Source organism: Spiribacter sp. 1M189 (genome assembly GCF_040838345.1).
In the GTDB taxonomy this organism is placed as follows: domain Bacteria; phylum Pseudomonadota; class Gammaproteobacteria; order Nitrococcales; family Nitrococcaceae; genus Spiribacter; species Spiribacter insolitus.
Genome location: NZ_JBAKFF010000001.1, coordinates 355,538 through 375,719, shown reverse-complemented (window position 1 = coordinate 375,719; position 20,182 = coordinate 355,538). Strand labels below are relative to the sequence as shown.

The window sequence follows — 20,182 nt, the reverse complement described above, 5'->3', positions numbered from 1 at the left end:
CCTGTGGGTATTGAACATCCATACAGTACTGTATAGATTAACAGTCATTCACCCTGTCATCGGCAGCTACATCATGAATGCACTGACACCTCGCCAGGAACAGATCCTCAAACTCATCCAGCGATTCCTGGCAGACACCGGCTATCCACCGACGCGTAGCGAGATCGCCGCGGAGCTGGGCTTCCGCTCGGCCAATGCCGCCGAGCAGCATCTACGCGCCCTCGCTCGCAAGGGCTTCATTACGCTCCAGCCCGGCGCCTCGCGCGGCATTCGTCTGAGCGACCTGGCCGCCCTCTCCGATGACGATGACGCCGATGAGTCCGGCCTGCCGGTCGTGGGCCGGGTCGCGGCCGGCAGCCCGCTGCTGGCCGAAGCCCATATCGATCAGCACTACCAGGTCAGCGCCGGCCTTTTCTCGCCGGGCGCGGACTATCTGCTTCGGGTCCGCGGCATGAGCATGCGTGACGCCGGCATTCTCGATGGTGACCTGCTCGCCGTACACCGGACCACTGAAGTCCGCGAGGGCCAGATCGTAGTGGCCCGCATCCGCGACGAAGTCACGGTCAAACGATTCTCCCGGAGCGGTCATCTTGTCCAGCTCCTCCCGGAAAACTCCGACTTCGAGCCCATCGAGCTTGACCTGCGCCAGGATGAACTCGCCATCGAGGGCATTGGCGTGGGCGTGATTCGCTCCGGGCTCTGACGTTCGTATCGATAAGAGGTCCATCATGGAACAGGCCATTGATCAGCTGCTCGAACAGCCTGGCATCTGGCGCGCCAGTGCACGGCATCCCTCTCCGACCCATCCGGCGGGTTCGCATGTGCCCAGCGGATTCTCGGCGCTCGATGGCGCCTTGCCGGGCGGCGGTTTTCCCGCCAGCGCACTGACCGAGATCCTGCATGACGAGCATGGCATCGGTGAGCTGCGCCTGGTCATGCCCGCCCTCGCCCGGCTCTCCCGCGGCGGGCGCTGGATCGCCATGATCGCGCCGCCATTCGTTCCCTATGCCCCCGCGCTGGCAGCTCAGGGCATTGACCTGTCACGGCTTCTGATCATCCATCCTGCCGACCCACCGCAGGCCCTATGGTCCGTGGAGCAGGCCCTGCGCAGCGGCACCTGCGCGGCCGTCATGGCCTGGCCAAGCCGCTGCGATGACCGCAGCCTGCGCCGGCTGCAGCTGGCCGCCGAATCCGGCAACAGCATGGGATTGCTGTTCCGCAGTCAGACCGCCGCCAGTGAGCGCTCACCAGCCGCTCTGCGGCTGACACTGGGCGAGAGCAGCGGTCAGCGTCTGGATATCCGTATCCTCAAGTGCCGCGGCATACCGGCCGGCACCATCGAACTGGATACCTGGTCGACAACGCCTGTCCGGACACAGCAGCCGCTGCCGCTGGAAGGCTGAAGAGCCCATCATGACGGCATGCACTGAATGAATCGTGATGCTCTGGCTGTGCCTGCATTTCTTCCGTCTGCCCGTTGAATGCTTCAGCGATGGTCAGGACACTGAACAGCCTCTGTTCATCAGCGAGGCTGGCCGGATCATCGGTTGCAATCGCCAGGCCCGGCGTCATGGCATTCAACCGGGCATGACGCCGACGGCTGCCCGAGCACTTGTCGCACATGGCCATCACCATGTGCGCGACCCGGTGCGGGAGCAGCATGTCCTCGAGCGACTCGCCACCTGGTCAGGCCGGTTCAGTCCGAGGGTCAGCCTCCAGGCGCCCGCCGCGCTGTTACTCGAGATCGAAGGCAGCCTGCGCTATTTCCAGGGACTGGAGCCGCTGCGACAGCGGATTCTGGAAGGCATTCGGCAACTCGGCCATCAGGTCACCATCGGCATTGCCCCGACCCCGACGGCGGCATGGTTGCTGGCCCGTGCCGGCGACGAGACACCCGTCACGGCGCGCAAGGCACTGGGCTCACGGCTCGGCGGACTACCGGTGGCCATCCTGCCGGTCGAGCAACGCGTGACCGATGCCCTGCAGGGCCTGGGCTGCGAAACCATTGGCGATATCCGTGCCCTGCCGGGGGCGGGTGCGACTCGGCGTCTGGGGCGGGGGCTGCTGGAGATGCTCCAGCGAGCCCATGGCGAGCGCCCCGACCCGCGGGAGGACTGGCATCCTCCAGCACGTTTCGATCGCCGGCTGACGTTTGTCGAGGCGCTGGCAGACATCAATGCGCTGCGGCCGGAGTTGCAGCGGCTCATCGACGAGCTCTGCAGCAACCTGCGCCGCCACGATGCCGGTGTCAGGCGGCTGCGCTTCGCTCTGCATCACCGTCAGGGCCGCCCCACCCTGCTGCCTGTCGGGGTGCTTTCTCCCTGCCGGGACGCCGGTCATCTGAAATGGCTGCTGGATCGGCATCTGGACGGACTGACCCTCTCCGGCGACGTGGTGGCCATCCATCTGCGGGCCGGGCGTTTCCACCCCATGCCAGATACCAGCATCGCCCTTGATCTACTCGATGAGGCTGATGGGAGCAACGCCGCTGAAGACTGGCATCGCCTGATCGAAACGCTCAATAGCCGGCTGGGCGAGTCCCGGGTGCATAGGCTGGCCATGCGCGCGGAGCATCGCCCGGAGAAGGCCTGGGCGTACCAACCCCCCGGAAGTGCTATTCAGCAAAAGGCAATGCCGGCCACCGTCACGCGTCCATGCTGGCTGCTTGAGCAGCCTGTTCCGCTGAAAAGCCCACAGGGGCAGCCGGAGTACGAGGCCACACCATTGCTGCTGGAGGACGGCCCGGAGCGCATCGAAACCGGCTGGTGGGACGGCCATGACGTGACCCGCGATTACTATCGTGCGAGAACCCGCCAGGGCCGCCGGATCTGGATTTTCCGGGACCGGCGTGGTCAGCGGCGCTGGTACCTGCACGGAATCTTCGCCTGAAATGCCCGCAGCGCGTTCGAATATCGTATGCTCCGGCGCCATGTCGACGCCGGCTCACACTTCCCATGCCACCCGGGGCATGCTTCTGGTTGCCATTGGCGCGACACTCTGGAGCACCACCGGCATCGTCTCCCGTATCCTCTTTGAACAGACCGATGTCTCTCCGCTGACCGTGGCCTTCATCCGGTTTGTCATTGCGTCGCCGCTTTTCATGCTGCTGGGCCTGCTCTATCAGGGCCGTGACTTCATGCAGCTGCCGTCCGGCAACCGCCGCTGGCTGGTTGCCCTCGGACTCGCGCAGACCGGATTCCAGGTGGGTTATCTGATCTCGGTCAAAATGATCGGTGCCGGGCTCGCCACGCTCATCACACTGTGCCTGGCGCCGGTACTGGTGGCGCTCCTCGCCGCCATCCTGCTCCACGAGCCCCTGACACGTCGGGTACTGACGGCAATGCTGGTCGCCATCACCGGCACCGCTCTGCTGGTGATTTCACCCCAGGCGCTGCAACTCGGCTCGGGGCTCTGGGCAGGGATCGGCTTCGCACTGGCCGCAGCGGCCTGCTACGCCGCGTTTACATTGATCGGCCGTCATGCCGCCGGACGCGTCCATCCAATGCAGAGCGCCGCCTTCGGGTTCGGAGTCGGTGCGGTGGTAATGCTCCCCCTGGCGCTGTGGAGCGGTTTCGTGCCTGTACTGAGGGATGCTGATGTCGCTATCCCGGCGCTGCTCTACATTGCCCTGGTCCCGACCACGCTGGGGTACGTGTTCTTCTTCAACGGACTGCGGCATACCACCGCCACCATCTCCAGCATCCTGGTGCTGCTGGAACCGCTGGGTGCGGCACTACTGGCCTGGCTGATACTCAACGAGGCACTGGGCACTTACGGACTCCTCGGCGCCGTTATGCTGACCGGCTCGGTCGCCCTGCTCACGCTACCCCGGGCTCATCGTCAGCCGGACGGCTGAGCATGATGGATGCAACGATGCCGGCCTACGCCGAGCTTCACTGCGTCAGCAACTTCAGCTTCCTGCGGGGGGCTTCACACCCCGAGGAGCTGATCAGGCGGGCCGATGAACTGGGCTACGAGGCACTGGCCATTACCGACGAGTGCTCCCTCGCCGGGGTGGTTCGGGCCCATGCGGCCGCCCGTGAGCGCCGCATCCAACTGATCGTGGGCAGCGAGTTACGCCTGACGGATGGCCTTCACCTGATCCTACTGGCACCCGATCGCTACGCCTATGGCCGGCTCTCCGCGCTCATTGCGCTGGGCCGAAGTCAGGCAGGAAAGGGGCACTATCGGCTTGAACGCGAAGACCTGCAGGACGGCATCCCGGGCTGCCTTGCCCTGCTCATAACAGAGCCCGGCACCGACGAAGGCGACATCGAATGGCTTCGCCGGACCTTTCCACAACGCAGCTGGCTGACGGCGCAGACCCGGCGTGACGGACGTGATAGCGAACGCCTCGACCACTGCCAGGTGCTAGCCCACCGATATCACTTGCCGGCGGTGGCCAGTGGCGGTGTTCTCATGCATCGGCGCGGACGACGGGCCCTGCAGGACACACTCACCGCCATTCGCCATGGGCAACCGGTGGGCACACTTGGCGACGCGCTTGCCCGCAATGGCGAACGGCATCTACGCCCGCGCAGACGCCTGGGGCGGGACTACCCCGCGGCCATGCTCGCCGAGACGGTGGCTATCGCCGCGCGCTGCCGATTTTCCCTGGATGAACTGCGCTACGAATACCCGGAAGAGCTGGTACCGGCGGCGCATACCCCCACGAGCTGGCTGCGTCATCTGGTGGAGGCCGGAGCCGGTCGGCGATGGCCGGAGGGGGTCCCCGAACGCATTCGTCAGAGCATCGAACACGAGCTGCAGATCATTCAGGATCTGGCCTACGAGCCCTACTTCCTGACGGTGCACGATATCGTCGACTTTGCACGACGCCAGGGCATTCTGTGCCAGGGGCGCGGCTCGGCCGCCAACTCGAGCGTCTGCTACTGCCTGGGCATCACTGCCGTGGATCCCGCCCGCTCCAGCCTGTTGTTCGAACGTTTCATTTCCCGCGAGCGCAACGAACCGCCGGATATCGATGTTGACTTCGAGCATGACCGCCGCGAGGAGGTCATCCAGTACGTCTATCGCAAATACGGCCGGCATCGTGCCGCGCTGGCTGCCACGGTCATCAGCTATCGCCCCCGCAGCGCGTTGCGGGATGTCGGCAAGGCACTCGGGCTGGATGGGGAACAGGTCGACCGACTGGCGGGTAGCATGCAGTGGTGGGATGGCCGGACGATTGATGACGAGCGCCTGCGCGAGGCGGGATTCGATCCGCAGAACCCGGTGGTTCACCGCCTGCTCACGCTCACCCGCGAGCTGCTCGGATTCCCGCGCCATCTCTCACAGCATGTCGGTGGGTTCGTGATCAGCCGTGGCCCACTCAGCGAGCTGGTTCCCACGGAGAACGCGGCCATGGCGGGACGCAGCATCATCCAGTGGGACAAGGACGACCTGGAGACCCTGGGGCTGCTCAAGGTCGACTGCCTGGCGCTGGGCATGCTGAGTGCCATCCGTCGGAGCCTGGCGCTCATCGAACAGCATCACGGCCGCTGTCTGACGCTGGCGGACATTCCGGCCGAGGATCCATCCGTCTACGCAATGCTCTGCCAGGCCGACACCGTTGGCGTTTTCCAGGTGGAGTCACGAGCGCAGATGGCCATGCTGCCGCGGCTCAGGCCAGCGTGTTTCTACGATCTGGTGATCGAGATCTCCATCGTCCGGCCCGGCCCCATCCAGGGCGATATGGTCCACCCCTATCTGCGACGCCGCGAGGGCAGTGAGGCGGTGGACTATCCCAGCGACGAGGTTCGCGGCGTGCTGGAACGCACCCTGGGCGTTCCCATCTTCCAGGAACAGGTCATGCAGCTGGCCGTGGTGGCCGCCGGCTTTACCCCGGGAGAGGCGGATTCCCTGCGTCGGGCCATGGCGGCATGGAAAAAACGTGGCGGACTGGGTCCGTTCCGCGAACGGCTGCTGCAGGGGATGGCCGAGCGTGGTTACGCACCGGCATTTGCCGAACGGGTCTTCGAGCAGATCTGCGGTTTCGGCGAGTACGGCTTCCCGGAATCCCATGCCGCCAGCTTTGCCCTGCTCGTCTATGTCTCTGCCTGGATCAAGCGCCACTACCCCGACGTTTTTGTCTGCGCCCTGCTCAACAGTCAGCCCATGGGGTTCTACGCACCAGCGCAGCTGGTCCGTGACGCCCGCGCTCATGGCGTCGTGGTGCGGGGTGTGGATGTCCGGTACAGCGACTGGGACTGCAGCCTTGAGCATGACAATAAAGAGGCCCCATCCCAACGGCCTGTGCTGCGCCTCGGCCTGCGTCTGATCCGCGGCCTCGGCAGGGCCGCGGCAGAGCGGATCCGTCAGAGCCGCGAAACGGATGGCCCTTTCAGCAACATAGGCGACCTGGCTCATCGCGCCGGGCTCGATCGCGGCAATCTGCGCGCACTCGCTGATGCCGGGGCCATGGCCGGGCTTGGCGGACATCGGCGTCAGGCATGGTGGCAGGTACTCGGTATTGAGGCCCGGGGTCCGTTACTGGACTCGACCCCTCACTCCGAGACACCCCCGGCGCTGCCCGCCCCTTCCGAAGCCGAAGATCTGCTGGGTGATTATCGCAGCCTCGGGCTGACGCTGGGCCGGCACCCTCTGGCACTGCTACGCGATCGGCTGCGGCGCAGCGGCTATCGCCCCGTGAGTGAACTGGCACAGACCGGACATCGTCGAATCGCCCGGGCAGCCGGGCTCGTGATCAACCGACAACGGCCCGGCGCCGCCGGTGGCGTGGTCTTCCTGACACTGGAAGACGAATCCGGGGTCACCAATGTGGTGATCTGGAAAGACCTGGCCGCACGGCAGCGATCACTGGTGGTTGGGGCGCGTCTGCTCGGCGTCGTGGGCATATGGGAGCGCCGCGGTGACGTCTGCCATCTGGTCGCCGGACGTCTCGAAGATCATAGCCATCTGCTGGGGGAGCTGCAAACCCGGTCACGCAATTTCCACTGACTTGCGGGGCGCGACGGCGATATCATGACGGTCCACTTTCACCAGGATGATCTCTCTTGATGAAGCGCCCGCATTGCAAAAGCCTGCTCATCGCCGGCTCCTGAAAAGGCGCAAATGAAGCCATCGCAGGGGAGCACGGCCGCTCGGGCCGTGCTGGAACAGGTATTCGGTTATTCGCGCTTTCGCGGTCAGCAGGGCGAGGTCATCGACTGCGTGGCCGACGGTGGCAATGCCCTGGTGCTGATGCCCACCGGTGGCGGGAAGTCGCTCTGCTACCAGATCCCCGCCCTGCTGCGCGATGGTGTGGCGGTGGTCGTTTCGCCGCTGATCGCTCTCATGTCCGATCAGGTCGCCGCCCTGCGTCAGCAGGGCGTCCGCGCCGCGGCGCTGAACTCCAGTCTCTGCGCTGAGGAACGGCTCGATATCGAACGCGCCCTGCAGGCCGGTGAACTCGATCTGCTCTACGTCGCACCGGAGCGGCTCCTCGGCAGCGACCTCCTGCAGCGGCTGTCAGACGTCAGGATCGCGCTATTCGCCATCGACGAAGCGCATTGCGTCTCTCAATGGGGACATGATTTCCGACCCGAGTATCTGCAGCTGGACATCCTCGGCGACCGATTTCCCGGCGTTCCACGTATCGCCCTCACGGCCACGGCCGATCAACGCACCCGCGAGGAGATCCGCCAGCGACTGCTACCCGCCGATGCCCGAGTTTTCGTCTCCAGTTTCGACCGACCCAACATCCGCTACGAAATCGGGCTCAAGGACCGGCCTCGGGACCAACTCCTGCGCTTCATCCGCGAACGGCATGCTGGTGAGTCCGGGATCGTCTATTGCATGTCACGCCGAGCCACCGAACAGATCGCCGACTGGCTCAACACCCGCGGGATCCCGGCGCTTGCCTACCATGCCGGCCTCGAGCCGGCCCTGCGCCAGCATCACCAGTCACGCTTCCTGCGCGAGGATGGCCTGGTGATGGTAGCCACCGTTGCCTTCGGCATGGGTATCGACAAGCCGGATGTCCGCTTTGTCGCCCACCTGGATCTGCCCAAGACCCTCGAGGCCTACTATCAGGAGACCGGACGGGGCGGTCGCGACGGGCTCCCGGCGGAGGCATGGCTTGTGTATGGATTGCAGGACATCTACCGCATCCGTCAGATGAGCGCCGACTCGCAGGCTGGCGCGGGCCACAAGCGCCGTGAGCAACAGCGCCTGGAGGCGCTGCTCGCCTTCTGCGAGACCAGCCAGTGCCGTCGGCCCACCCTGCTCGCACATTTCGGCGAGGTGTATCCAGATCGCTGCGGCAACTGCGATAACTGCCAGAATCCGCCGCGCACCTGGGACGCAACGGATCCGGCGAGACGGCTGCTGTCTTGTGTATACCGCACAGGGCAGCGCTTCGGGGCTGGCCACGTCATTGATGTGCTGCTCGGCGAGGATAACGACCGGCTTCGACAGCGCGGGCATGAGCGCTTGAGCACCTTCGGCATCGGCACTGATCTGCCCCGGGCGACCTGGCAGTCCATCATCCGGCAACTACTGGCGCACGGCTACCTTGAGCCGGACCCCGAGGGCCACGGCGGCCTGCGCCTCGCCGAGGCCTGTCGCCCGCTGTTACGGGGCGAGACTGAGCTGTTTCTGCGCGAGGACCTGCCCAGCCGGCGGGCGCAGCCGCGAATGCGGGTCGCCGCCGCCGACGTGGCCGTGGATCCCGACACCTGGGCCGCCCTGCGCGCGGCGCGTCGGCGCCTTGCCGAGCATGAGGGTGTGCCGCCGTACGTCATCTTCCACGATGCGACGCTGCTCGCCATGCTCGAGCAGCGCCCGACGAATCTTGCCGAATTCGCCGACCTGCCCGGTGTCGGGGCGCGAAAGCTGGAGCGCTACGGCGAGGCATTCCTGGCCACGCTGGCGGCATTGCCGAGTACCACCGGTGCCTGAGACGCCATGCGATTGATCCCGCTGAGGACCGCCCGCACCGATGCGGTGACGATATTGGCATCCATCCCCACACCGTAGACGTCACCGTCGATTCCCTCGGCGGCAAGTTCCATGAAACACACCGCGCCGGCATCGGAGCCATGGCTCAGGGAGTGCTCCTCGTAGTGCTGTACCCGCACCGGACTGCCCAGCGCATCCAGCAGGGCATCGATGGGCCCGTTGCCAAAGCCGTTGAGAGTGACGGTCTCCCCCTGCTGGCGAATGCAAAGGCGCAGGCCCTGCCGCTCGCCGGCATCGAACAGCGTATGACCGATGTAGTGGATCGGGGCTTCCAGCAGCAGATACTCTCTTTCAAAAAGATCCCACAGCGCCTCGGCGGAGACCTCACCGCCCCCGGCGTCCATGTGCGCCTGCACCACCCGCGAGAATTCCACCTGCAGACGCCGCGGCAGCGTCACGCCGTATGCCTGCTCCATTAAATAGGCCATGCCGCCCTTGCCCGACTGGCTGTTGACCCGGATTACCGACTCGTAGCTGCGGCCGAGATCGCGCGGGTCGATCGTCAGATAAGGCACCGACCAGAGTCCATCCTCCGGTTGCACGGCAAAGCCCTTGCGAATGGCATCCTGATGGGATCCGGAAAATGCGGTGAAGACCAGGTCGCCGACGTAGGGATGCCGTGGGTGAACCGGAATCTGGGTACAGTGCTCGACGGTGCGCAGCACGTCATTGATGCGCGAGAAATCCAGCCCCGGATGCACGCCCTGGGTATAGAGATTGAGGGCGAGGGTGACGAGATCGACATTGCCCGTGCGCTCACCGTTGCCGAAAAGACAACCCTCGACGCGATCGGCCCCGGCCATGAGCGCGAGCTCCGCCGCGGCCACACCGGTGCCGCGATCATTGTGCGGGTGCACGCTCAAGACGATGCCCTCCCGCCGGGCGAGATGCCGATGCATCCACTCGATCTGGTCGGCATAGACATTGGGCGCGGCCATCTCCACCGTCGCCGGCAGATTGATGATGACCGGCACCTCCGCCGAGGCCTCCCAGACCGCGGTCACCGCGTCGACGACGGAGAGGGCAAACTCGGGCTCCGTGGTGCTGAAGGTCTCCGGACTATACTGAAACCGCCAGACGGTTTCCGGACGCTCAGCGGCCAGCCCGCGGATCTGCCGAGCCGCCTCAACGGCCATTGTCTGGACACCTTCAGCGCTCTGTCGGAAGACGACCTCGCGAAATACCGGGGAGGTCGCGTTGTAGACATGGACAATCACGCGGGGCGCGCCGGCCACGGCCTCGAAGGTCCGCTCGATCAATTCCGGGCGGGCCTGGGTGAGCACCTCGATCCAGACACCTTCGGGGATGGCGTCGCTGTCGATGAGGTGACGCACGAAGTCATAGTCGGCCTGCGAGGCAGAGGGGAAGCCGACTTCGATCTCGCGGAAGCCCACATCCACCAGGCAGTCATACAAGGCACGCTTGCGCTCCACGTCCATCGGTTCGAACAGCGCCTGGTTACCGTCGCGCAGGTCCGTGCTCATCCACACCGGCGGCCGGGTGATTGTATGGTCCGGCCATTGCCGGTCGCGGAGACGGATCGGACGGAACGGCTGATATTTGCGGGTCGGGTCATCGAGCATCGTCTTGCGCTCCCTGTCATGCAACGGGACTGACACCGCCGTTTCGGGCGGTTGGAGAGGGATGAGGTCTTTTCTTGAGTGGGGTTCGATTAACTGCGCGCGCGGCGCAGCAGCAGCCCGGGGAATAGACCGCGCAGAAGCACAATGGAAGGACGATGATTGAAATCCGTCAACATGATCAGGAGTTAACCGCTATTCCCTCGCAGTCGTCAAGTCATTCGTTAAACTGGGGCGATGGCATCCCCTGCGCAGACGGCAACCGCCAACGACTGCAACCCACCGCGGGGCTGGCGTCAGTATCTGGGTGTCTTCCGCTACAGCCGGCGAGCCATCGAGCTGGTCTGGCAGACCAGTCGCCCGCTCACGGTCATACTGGCGGTCGCCACGCTGGTGGCGGGCCTGCTGCCGGCGGCGGCCGCATGGGTTGGCCAGCTCATCGTCGATGGCGTGGTCGATGCCATCAACGCGGAGGCGGGTATACCGCCGCGGCTGCTCTGGCTGGTTGCGCTCGAAGGCGGGATCATGGCGGGCATCGCCGGCGCCCAGCGCGGCATCCAGATCGTCCAGTCGTTGCTGCGTGCCCAGCTCGGGCAGCGCGTCAACGTCATGATCCTGGAGAAGGCGCAGACGCTGCAGCTTGCCGACTTCGAGGATTCGGAGTTCTACGACAAGCTCACCCGTGCGCGGCGCGAGGCGTCCAGTCGCCCCCTGAGCCTCGTCAATCGCACCTTCGGCCTCATTCAGAATGGCATTTCACTTGCCAGTTTTGCGGGCCTGCTGCTGGGCTTTTCACCCTGGGCGGTGGCCATTCTGGTGGCAGCCGGACTGCCGCAGTTCTTCTCCGAGGCGAAGTTCTCGGGCGATGCCTTCCGCCTGTTCCGCTGGCGCAGCCCGGATACCCGCCAGCAGATGTATCTGGAGACCGTGCTCGCCCGCGAGGACAGCGCCAAGGAGGTCAAGCTGTTCCAGCTCGGGCCGCTGCTGCTCGATCGGTATCGGGACATCTTTCGTCGTCTCTACCGGGAAGACCGCCGGCTGACCCTCCGCCGCGACCTGTGGGGCTTCGGCCTGGGGCTGATCGCCACCCTGGCGTTCTATGCGACCTACGCATGGATTGTCATGACCACAGTGGCCGGCCAGATCACACTGGGTCAGATGACCATGTACCTGAGCGTCTTCCGGCAGGGTCAGAGTGCCGTGAGTGCCAGCCTGACCGCCATCAGCGGCATGTACGAGGACAACCTCTACCTCTCCAATCTGTATGAATATCTCGAGCAGCCGGTAACCGTTGGCACCGGCGAGGCCACCAAAGGTGCCGTACCCGGTGACGGGTTACGATTCGAGGCGGTCAGCTTTCGCTACCCCGGCAGTGAGGACGATGCCCTTCGCAATGTCTCGCTCCACCTGCAACCGGGCCGCAGTATCGCCCTGGTGGGCGACAACGGTTCGGGCAAGACCACGCTGATCAAGCTCCTGGCCGGTCTCTACGCACCGACGGCCGGGCGGATACTGCTGGATGGCACGGATCTGCACGACTGGGACAGCCAGACGCTGCGCGAGCGCATCGGCATCATTTTCCAGGATTTCATGCGCTATCAGCTGCCGGTGGGCGAGAACATCGGTGCCGGCGATGTCCGTCATTTCGATGACGAGGCGCGCTGGCAGCGGGCCGCCCGCCAGGGCCTGGCGGAGCCTTTCATCGAGGCCATTCCCGGTGGGTACCATGCCCAGCTCGGTCGCTGGTTCCGCGATGGCCGCGAGCTGTCGGGGGGACAGTGGCAGAAGATTGCCGTGGCGCGGGCGTTCATGCGCGAAGGCGCGGACATCCTCGTGCTGGACGAGCCCACCGCCGCCATGGATGCCGCCGCCGAGGCGGAAATCTTCGAGCATTTCCGCACACTCACCCGCGATCGGATGGCCATCCTCATCTCGCACCGCTTCTCCACGGTGCGCATGGCGGATGAGATTATCGTCATTGAGGGCGGGCGGATCATCGAGCGCGGCAGTCACGCCGCACTGCTGGATGCCGATGGCCGCTACGCGCGGCTCTTCCGGCTGCAGGCCGCGGGCTATCAGTAATGCGGGAGAGGCCTCGCGATCTGATCTGGATCGAAGGCACGGCGGCCGGATGCCGGCAGCAGGCACTTAACCTGCTTGCGGAACAGGATCCCGACGCCGTTGGATGGGTCGGGACAACCGCGGGAGGCGATGGCGAAACCGGCGCCGGGGGGATTCGCGCAGTCCCCGCCGGCCAGGGTCGATCGCTCCTTGGACGAACCCTTGCCGCCGGTGTGATCGACGCGCATTCCGGCCTCGATCCGGATGATCTCGGCGCTCTTGCCGGTGCGATCGGTGGCGGCGGTCACTGTCTGCTGCTTACCCCACCGGCGGCGGCATGGCCAACCGCTCCGGATCCCGCGCTGGCCCGACTGCTGAGCGAAGGGGTCTCTCCCGACCCGTCAGGATCCGCGTTCATTGGCCGGCTGATCCGCCATCTCGGGGAATCACCGGCGGTTCGACGCCAGGCCGCGAGTGACGACATGGACGCCCTGCCCCGTCCGACGGGCTATCCGGGTGTAGGCGCAGGCACGCTTGAACCCACGGCGGCCCAAAAGCGCGTCATCGACGCGATCACCGACCTGACGCGGGATGACGACCCGGCGACGCTGCTGATCACTGCCGATCGCGGGCGCGGCAAATCGGCGGCGCTGGGCCTCGCCGCCCGTGCCCTTGGCGAACGGGCCGATATCCGGCTCACGGCGCCGTCCCGGTCCGCCGCTGCCACCGCGTTGGCCAGCGCCGGGCGGACGCCCCCGGTTTTCCTCGCGCCCGAAGATGTCCGACCGGCGCGTTCACTGCTGTTCATCGACGAGGCGGCCGCGATGCCCCTCCCACTGGTCGAGCGGCTGATCAAGGAAAACCGCCGCTGCGTGATCACCGGCACAGTGCATGGCTACGAGGGCAGCGGCCGCGGCCTGATCGTCAGGCTGGCGGACACCCTCGCCCGCCAGCCGCGTACGTTCCGCCATGTAAAACTCTCCCGACCGATCCGCTGGGCACCTGACGACCCCCTCGAGTGCCTGGTGGACACGCTACTGCTTCTCGACACGGATCCACGCTCCCATGACAATGCCGGTGCCCCGCAGATCGAATGCGTGGCGGGCGCTGATCTGGCAGGCAGAGAACAGGATCTTGCCGATGCATTCGGCCTGCTGGTGGCCGGCCATTACCAGACCCGACCCCGGGACCTAAGACAGCTGCTGGATGACCCGTCCATGCGTCTATGGCTGGCCCGTGATCAGGGCGCCGTCATCGGCATCCTTGCCGGCCGTGTCGAGGGCGGACTCGACCCGACGTTAAGCCGAGAGATCCATGCCGGCCGACGCCGCCCGGCGGGGCACCTGATCGCCCAGTCACTGACATTCCACGCCGGCATCAGCGAGGCCGCTACCCGGAGGGGACTGCGTATCCAGCGCATCGCGGTGCATCCGGACTGCCGCCGTGCCGGCATCGGCAGGGCACTGGTCGATGCCGCTCGAGCGAGTGCTCTCGATGACGGGCTCGACTGGCTTGGCACCAGCTTCGGGATGACCGCCGAGGTGCTAGACTTCTGGCTTGCCTGTGGTCTTCGACCGGCACGGGTGGGTAACCGTCGCGACGCTAGCAGCGGCAGTCATGCGGTCATCCTGCTCCAGGGGCTGGATCCTCATGGCGACGAGCTTCTGGCGCAGGCCCGTCAGCGCATGGCCGTGCATCTGCCCGACCAGCTGGCGCAGGGCCTGAGCGACGTCCCCACGGCGCTCGCCTCCCGACTGCAGCAGGACCTGCCCGTCGCTGTTGATCCAGCCGCCATTGATCAGGTCGATCTCGAGGCCTTCGCCCGCGGCCATCGATCACTGCTCGATACCCATGGTGCGCTGGCACGCTGGGCGGTCAGCGGCGCCGGGTCCTTCGACGGCGATGACCGGGCGCTGCTGGATGCCGCGGTGGACCGGCCGATGGATGGTATGGCCATGGCGCAGACCGCTGGACTATCCGGGCGCCGGGAAGCGATCGCCCGGCTGCGCAAACTGCTCGCACAATGCCTGAGGACCGACGATGAGTGACTCCACCATCCGCATCCGCGGTGCCCGCCAGAACAACCTGCGCAATCTGGACCTGGATCTGCCCACCGGCGAATTCGCCGTGATCACCGGGGTATCCGGATCCGGCAAGTCGTCGCTGGCGTTTGACACCATCTATGCCGAGGGCCAGCGCCGCTACGTCGAGACGTTCTCCCCCTACGCCCGACAGTTTCTCGATCGCATGGATCGCCCCGCCACGGATCGGGTGGAAGGTATACCGCCGGCCATCGCCATTGATCAGACCAACCCCGTGCGCACCTCCCGCTCCACCGTGGGCACGATGACCGAGCTCAATGATCACCTCAAGCTGCTGTTTGCCCGTGGGGCACGGCTCTACTGCGGTGGCTGCGGGCGGGCGGTGACGCGGGATACGGCCGAGGGAGTCTATCAGCGGCTCCATGAGCGCTGTCCGGGGGCGCGGGCCGTGGTCGCCTTCGATGTGGAGATTCCCGAGAACTATGACCGCGCTGAGATCCGCGGCCTGCTGGAGCGACAGGGCTACACCCGCATAAGCGATCAGGCGGACGGGCGTCTGCGCGTCATCCAGGACCGCATTCGGGTGGAGGAATCGCGGCGCGATCGGCTCATTGAAGCTGCCGAGGCGGCCTTTCAGCATGGCCGTGGCCATCTGGTCGTGATGGAGCTGGATGACCAGCGCGAGCCCGTGGACGAGCATCGATTTTCACAGGCGCTGCACTGCGCCGACTGCAACCGGCATTATCGCGACCCCAGCCCCAGTCTTTTCTCGTTCAACTCGCCGGTGGGTGCCTGCGAGACCTGCCGCGGCTTTGGCCGCATCATGGGCATCGACTACGGGCTGGTCATTCCCGATCCCCGCAAGACCCTGGCCGGCGGCGCCATCCGCCCCTGGCAGTCAGGCAAATCCGCGGAATGTCAGAAGGATCTGATGCGTCATGCCCGCCGCCGTGGCGTGGCCACCGATGTTCCCTGGCAGGATCTGCCGGCGGCCGACCGCGACTGGGTCATCGAGGGCGAAGGCGGCGGTCGGGGTCAGTGGCACGGCGTGCGCCGGTTCTTCGACTGGCTGGAGTCGAAGAGCTATAAAATGCATGTCCGCGTGCTGCTATCCAAATATCGCAGTTACGATCTCTGTCCGGACTGCGAGGGGGCACGCCTCAAGCCCGAGGCGCTGCTCTGGCGCCTGGGCGGGCATGATGAGGCGGCCCTGGCGGTGCCACCCGCCGAGCGACATCGCGCCCGCGGCCTGTCCATGCCCGAATCGGTATTCCGGGGACTGCCGGGGCTGAACGTCCACGACCTGATGACCCTGCCACTGGCGCGTGCCGGGCAATTCTTCGAGCGGCTCGCGCTCCCCGCTCCCCTGGACGAGGCGGTTCCCCTGCTACTGGAGGCGATCCGCGCGCGACTTGGCTTTCTCCAGCAGGTCGGCGTCGGCTACCTGACGCTCGACCGCCAGTCGCGGACGCTGTCGGGTGGCGAGGTCCAGCGCATCAATCTCACCACAGCACTGGGCACCTCGCTGGTCAATACCCTATTCGTCCTCGATGAACCGAGCATCGGACTGCATCCCCGGGATATCCAGCGCATCACCTCGGTGATGCACCGCCTGCGCGATGCCGGCAACACGCTGCTTGTGGTCGAACACGACCCCGACATCATGCAGGCCGCCGACCGGATCATCGATATCGGCCCGGGCCCTGGCCGGGAAGGCGGCGATATTGTCTTCAATGGCTCGCCGGCCGCGCTGATGAAGGATAAGACATCGCTGACCGGCGCCTATCTGCAGGGACGCCGCCGCGTGGAGGCTGCCGGCCGACGCGCGCACCGCGAGGCACCGGCCCAATGGATCACCATTGAGGGAGCAAGTGAGCACAACCTCGACGGATTCGATGTGCGTCTGCCCCTGCACCGCCTGGTCTGTCTGACCGGCGTATCCGGATCCGGCAAGTCCACGCTGCTCGAGTCCGTCATCTACCGCAGCCTGCGCAAGATGTTCGGTGAAGCCGTGGATCCACCCGGCAGGCACACGGCCATTCATGGCGCGGAGACCATCGACGAGGTGGTCCTGGTCGATCAGTCGGCCATCGGCCGCACCACACGCTCCAATCCGGCCAGCTATGTCGGTGCCTTCGACCCGATTCGCAAGGCATTCGCCCGCGAGCCGCTTGCCCGGGAGCGGGGTTATACCGCCGGCACCTTCAGCTTCAACGCCGGTGCCGGCCGCTGTCCGGCCTGTGGCGGCAACGGTTTCGAGCATGTCGAGATGCAGTTCCTCTCGGATGTCTACCTGCGCTGCCCCACCTGCGACGGACGCCGCTATCGCGATGCCGTGCTCGAGGTCCGCATCGCGCCGGCCCAGGACTGCGATCGGCCGCCGGTCTCCATTGCCGAATGCCTGGAGATGACCGTGGACGAAGCGCGTGCCTTCTTTGCCGACCAGCCGGACATCCTCCGCGGCCTGGAGCCCCTTGCGGCAGTGGGTCTTGGCTACATGCAACTGGGCCAGCCCGTGCCCACCCTATCCGGCGGCGAAGCCCAGCGCCTGAAGCTTGCCGGTCACCTGGCCAAGGCCCGCAAGCGGGGCGGCGGGCATAAGCTGTTCCTCTTCGACGAACCCACCACCGGGCTGCATTTCGAGGATATCCGTGTCCTGCTCACCGCCCTTGAGCGGCTGATGGAGGCCGGGCATTCCGTCATCGTCATCGAGCATAACCTGGATGTCATGCTGGCCGCCGACTGGCTGGTGGACCTGGGGCCGGAGGGCGGCGATGCCGGTGGCCGACTGGTTGCCGAGGGCACACCCGAGGCGGTCATGGCCGTGGCCGAAAGCCATACCGGCAACGCACTCAAACGCTACCAAGGCGAGCGCGTGGCGGATGCCCCCCCGCTTGAGACGGCGGCACGAGGCGTGAAGCAGTCGATGACGGCCGAACCCCGGGCCATCGAAATCCGCAATGCGCGCGAACACAATCTGCGCGGCATCGATCTGCGCATCCCGCAGGACCGCCTTACCGTGATCACCGGCCTGTCCGGCTCCGGGAAGAGCACGGTGGCCTTCGACATCCTCTTCAACGAAGGCCAGCGCCGCTACCTGGAGTCGCTCAACGCCTACGCCCGGCAGTTCGTCCAGCCCGCCGCCCGGCCCGACGTCGACGCGGTCTTCGGCATCCCGCCCACGGTGGCCATCGAGCAGCGCACCAGCCGCGGTGGCCACAAGAGCACCGTGGCCACGATGACAGAGCTGCATCACTTCCTGCGGCTGATGTTCGTCAAACTGGGCACCCAGTACTGTCCCGACTGCGATCTGCCCATCCGCGAACAGAGCCGTGAGTCCATCGCCGCCCACCTCGTCGAGGCGCATCGCGGCGAAGCGGTCACGCTCCTGGCACCGCTGGTCGTGGCGCGTAAGGGGTACTACACCGACCTGGCCCAGTGGGCCGGCGGCAAAGGCTTCAGCCACCTACGCGTGGATGGCGAGGATCTGCCCACCGCCGACTGGCCTCGCCTCGACCGTTACCAGGAACATGATATCGATCTGCCCGTCGCCACCCTCGAGCCGGATCCTGCCGACGAGGACACACTGGGTGCCGCGCTGGCGCAGGTCCTAGGCTATGGCAAGGGCCAGGTCAAGGTGGCCAGAGCGACGGGGGAGACCACCCTCTATTCCACGGAGCGCGCCTGCCCCGGCTGCAATCGCAGCTTCAGCCCGCTGGATCCGAGACTATTCTCCTACAACACCCGGCATGGCTGGTGCCCGACGTGCTTCGGCACCGGCGTCGTGCTCAAGGGCTTCGATGCCGAGCAGACCGGCGAGGAGCGACAGTGGCGAGGCGGAGACGAGGAAGGACCGCGGATCTGCCCCGCCTGTCACGGTCATCGCCTGCGACCGGAGGCGCTGGCCGTGCGTTTTCTCGACCGCGGCATTGCCGACTATGGCGGCCTCTCGGTGGCCGGGGCCGAGGCCTTTTTCCGCGACATCGAACTGACGGGTCGGGAAGCCGCGATTGCCCGCGACATCCTGTCCGAGCTGCAGGGGCGGCTCGGGTTCCTGGCGGCGGTCGGCCTCGGCTACCTCACCCTCGATCGGGCGGCGCCGACGCTCTCCGGCGGTGAGGCCCAGCGTATCCGGCTGGCGGCCCAGCTTGGTTCCAACCTCCAGGGCGTCTGCTACATCCTCGATGAACCGACCATCGGACTGCATGCCCGCGACAATCGGATGCTCCTCGACACGCTGGCGGCACTGGAAGCCAAGGGCAACACCATGGTCGTCGTCGAACATGACGAGGATACGATCCGCCGCGCCGAGCATGTCATTGACCTCGGCCCCGGCGCCGGTGTGCAGGGCGGACGGATCGTGGCCGAGGGCCGGCTCGAGGACCTGCTTGCCAATCCCGATTCGGTCACCGGGCGCGCCCTGAGCAATCCCATGCATCACCCACAGCGCGGCGAACGCCGCGATGCCCACGCCACGGAAGCCATCAAGCTGCTGAGAGTTCACGCCAACAATCTCCGCGAGGTCAATGCGCGCATCCCGCTGGGCCGCCTGACGGCAGTGAGCGGTGTATCCGGATCCGGTAAAAGCACCCTGGTTCGGGAGGTGCTCCATGGCAGCCTGCGGGCCCGGCTCGGCCGTACCGGCGATGCCAGCGCGGCGCCGCATGGCTGTCGGGACATCACCGGCTGGCAGGCAGTGGATCGTGTTCTCGAGGTCGACCAGACGCCCATCGGCAAGACCCCCCGCTCCTGCCCCGTCACCTATGTCGGCATCTACGACGAGATACGGCGCCTGTTCGCCCAGACCGAAGAGGCCCGTATCCGTGGTTACGGGCCAGGACGCTTTTCATTCAACACCAGCGAGGGCCGCTGCCCGGACTGCGAGGGGCAGGGCATGCGGCGGATCGAGATGAACTTTCTCCCGGACGTCACCGTGCCCTGCGAGACCTGTCACGGCCAGCGCTTCACGCCGGAGACCCTGGCCGTCACCTGGCGGGGCTGTTCGATCGGCGATGTCCTGAGCATGGATATCGAAACGGCGGTCGATTTCTTCGCGGCACACAAGCGACTCCACCATACGCTGGGGCTGCTGCGGGATACGGGGCTTGGGTATCTCACCCTAGGTCAGCCGAGTCCGACGCTGTCCGGCGGCGAGGCCCAGCGGATCAAGCTCGTCAGCGAACTGGCCAAGGCAAGGCCGGAGACCGGCAGGACAGCGGCGGCGAGAACGCTCTACATCCTCGACGAGCCCACCGTCGGGCTGCATATCGCCGATGTCGAGCGCCTCACCGGTGTCCTGCATCGACTGGTGGACGCGGGACACAGCGTCGTCGTCATTGAGCACAACCTCGACGTGCTCGCCGAGGCCGACTGGCTGATCGACCTCGGGCCGGAGGGCGGAGATGGCGGCGGGCGTATCGTGGTTCAGGGCACGCCGGAGCAGGCATGCCGAAATCGCGAATCGCATACCGGCCGCCTTCTCGCAGAGTTCATGTCCACCCGGCAGGCAGGCCGCTCCGGCGAGGCAGTCAGTTGATC

Annotated in this window: 10 protein-coding genes; 9 read left to right on the top strand and 1 reads right to left on the bottom strand. The window is 66.1% G+C overall.

Annotated elements, in window-relative coordinates; all coding sequences use genetic code 11:
* The first annotated feature begins 73 nt into the window (after nt 1-73).
* The 6 genes from lexA to recQ all read left to right on the top strand — a co-directional run bounded on the left by lexA (nt 74) and on the right by recQ (nt 8,901).
* Nucleotides 74-703 carry a transcriptional repressor LexA gene (lexA, locus tag V6X30_RS01930; protein ID WP_367982957.1) on the top strand — a complete coding sequence of 210 codons (630 nt, stop codon included), beginning with the start codon at nt 74-76 and terminating at the stop codon, nt 701-703.
* A gap of 25 nt (nt 704-728) precedes the next feature.
* Nucleotides 729-1,403 carry a translesion DNA synthesis-associated protein ImuA gene (imuA, locus tag V6X30_RS01925; protein ID WP_367982956.1) on the top strand — a complete coding sequence of 225 codons (675 nt, stop codon included), beginning with the start codon at nt 729-731 and terminating at the stop codon, nt 1,401-1,403.
* Between the two features lie 37 nt (nt 1,404-1,440).
* Nucleotides 1,441-2,889: a Y-family DNA polymerase gene (locus V6X30_RS01920; protein WP_367984516.1), complete on the top strand. Its 1,449-nt coding sequence runs from the start codon at nt 1,441-1,443 to the stop codon at nt 2,887-2,889.
* 79 nt (nt 2,890-2,968) lie between these two features.
* Entirely contained in the window at nt 2,969-3,856 is an 888-nt protein-coding gene (locus tag V6X30_RS01915; protein ID WP_367982955.1) for a DMT family transporter, read from the top strand.
* A 5-nt stretch (nt 3,857-3,861) separates the two neighbouring features.
* Nucleotides 3,862-6,960: an error-prone DNA polymerase gene (locus V6X30_RS01910; RefSeq protein ID WP_408022365.1), complete on the top strand. Its 3,099-nt coding sequence runs from the start codon at nt 3,862-3,864 to the stop codon at nt 6,958-6,960.
* A gap of 114 nt (nt 6,961-7,074) precedes the next feature.
* Nucleotides 7,075-8,901 (top strand): DNA helicase RecQ, encoded by a 1,827-nt coding sequence (gene recQ, locus V6X30_RS01905; protein WP_367982953.1) that lies wholly within the window; start codon nt 7,075-7,077, stop codon nt 8,899-8,901.
* Here the strand turns inward: recQ and leuA are convergent.
* Entirely contained in the window at nt 8,844-10,544 is a 1,701-nt protein-coding gene (gene leuA, locus V6X30_RS01900) for a 2-isopropylmalate synthase (protein WP_367982951.1), read from the bottom strand. The two genes, recQ and leuA, sit on opposite strands and share 58 nt — an antisense overlap.
* A gap of 234 nt (nt 10,545-10,778) precedes the next feature.
* On the opposite strand from leuA, the gene V6X30_RS01895 reads away from it, so the two are divergent.
* The 3 genes from V6X30_RS01895 to uvrA are packed head-to-tail and all read left to right on the top strand — an operon-like array spanning nt 10,779 to nt 20,180.
* Nucleotides 10,779-12,623, top strand: coding sequence for an ABC transporter ATP-binding protein (locus V6X30_RS01895; protein ID WP_367982950.1), 1,845 nt, complete (start codon nt 10,779-10,781; stop codon nt 12,621-12,623).
* Entirely contained in the window at nt 12,623-14,650 is a 2,028-nt protein-coding gene (locus tag V6X30_RS01890) for a GNAT family N-acetyltransferase (protein WP_367982949.1), read from the top strand. The genes V6X30_RS01895 and V6X30_RS01890 overlap by 1 nt, the downstream gene beginning before the upstream one ends.
* Nucleotides 14,643-20,180 (top strand): excinuclease ABC subunit UvrA, encoded by a 5,538-nt coding sequence (gene uvrA / locus V6X30_RS01885; protein ID WP_367982948.1) that lies wholly within the window; start codon nt 14,643-14,645, stop codon nt 20,178-20,180. Before V6X30_RS01890 ends, uvrA begins: the two co-directional genes overlap by 8 nt.
* The last annotated feature ends 2 nt before the right edge of the window (nt 20,181-20,182 follow it).

Coding starts and splice junctions, on each gene's coding strand:
- V6X30_RS01915 (WP_367982955.1), top strand. CDS start 2,969: ATGCTTCTGGTTGCCATTGGCGCGACACTCTGGAGCACCACCGGCATC.
- V6X30_RS01890 (WP_367982949.1), top strand. CDS start 12,623: ATGCGGGAGAGGCCTCGCGATCTGATCTGGATCGAAGGCACGGCGGCC.
- imuA (WP_367982956.1), top strand. CDS start 729: ATGGAACAGGCCATTGATCAGCTGCTCGAACAGCCTGGCATCTGGCGC.
- V6X30_RS01920 (WP_367984516.1), top strand. CDS start 1,441: ATGCTCTGGCTGTGCCTGCATTTCTTCCGTCTGCCCGTTGAATGCTTC.
- uvrA (WP_367982948.1), top strand. CDS start 14,643: ATGAGTGACTCCACCATCCGCATCCGCGGTGCCCGCCAGAACAACCTG.
- leuA (WP_367982951.1), bottom strand. CDS start 10,544: ATGCTCGATGACCCGACCCGCAAATATCAGCCGTTCCGTCCGATCCGT.
- V6X30_RS01910 (WP_408022365.1), top strand. CDS start 3,862: ATGGATGCAACGATGCCGGCCTACGCCGAGCTTCACTGCGTCAGCAAC.
- recQ (WP_367982953.1), top strand. CDS start 7,075: ATGAAGCCATCGCAGGGGAGCACGGCCGCTCGGGCCGTGCTGGAACAG.
- lexA (WP_367982957.1), top strand. CDS start 74: ATGAATGCACTGACACCTCGCCAGGAACAGATCCTCAAACTCATCCAG.
- V6X30_RS01895 (WP_367982950.1), top strand. CDS start 10,779: ATGGCATCCCCTGCGCAGACGGCAACCGCCAACGACTGCAACCCACCG.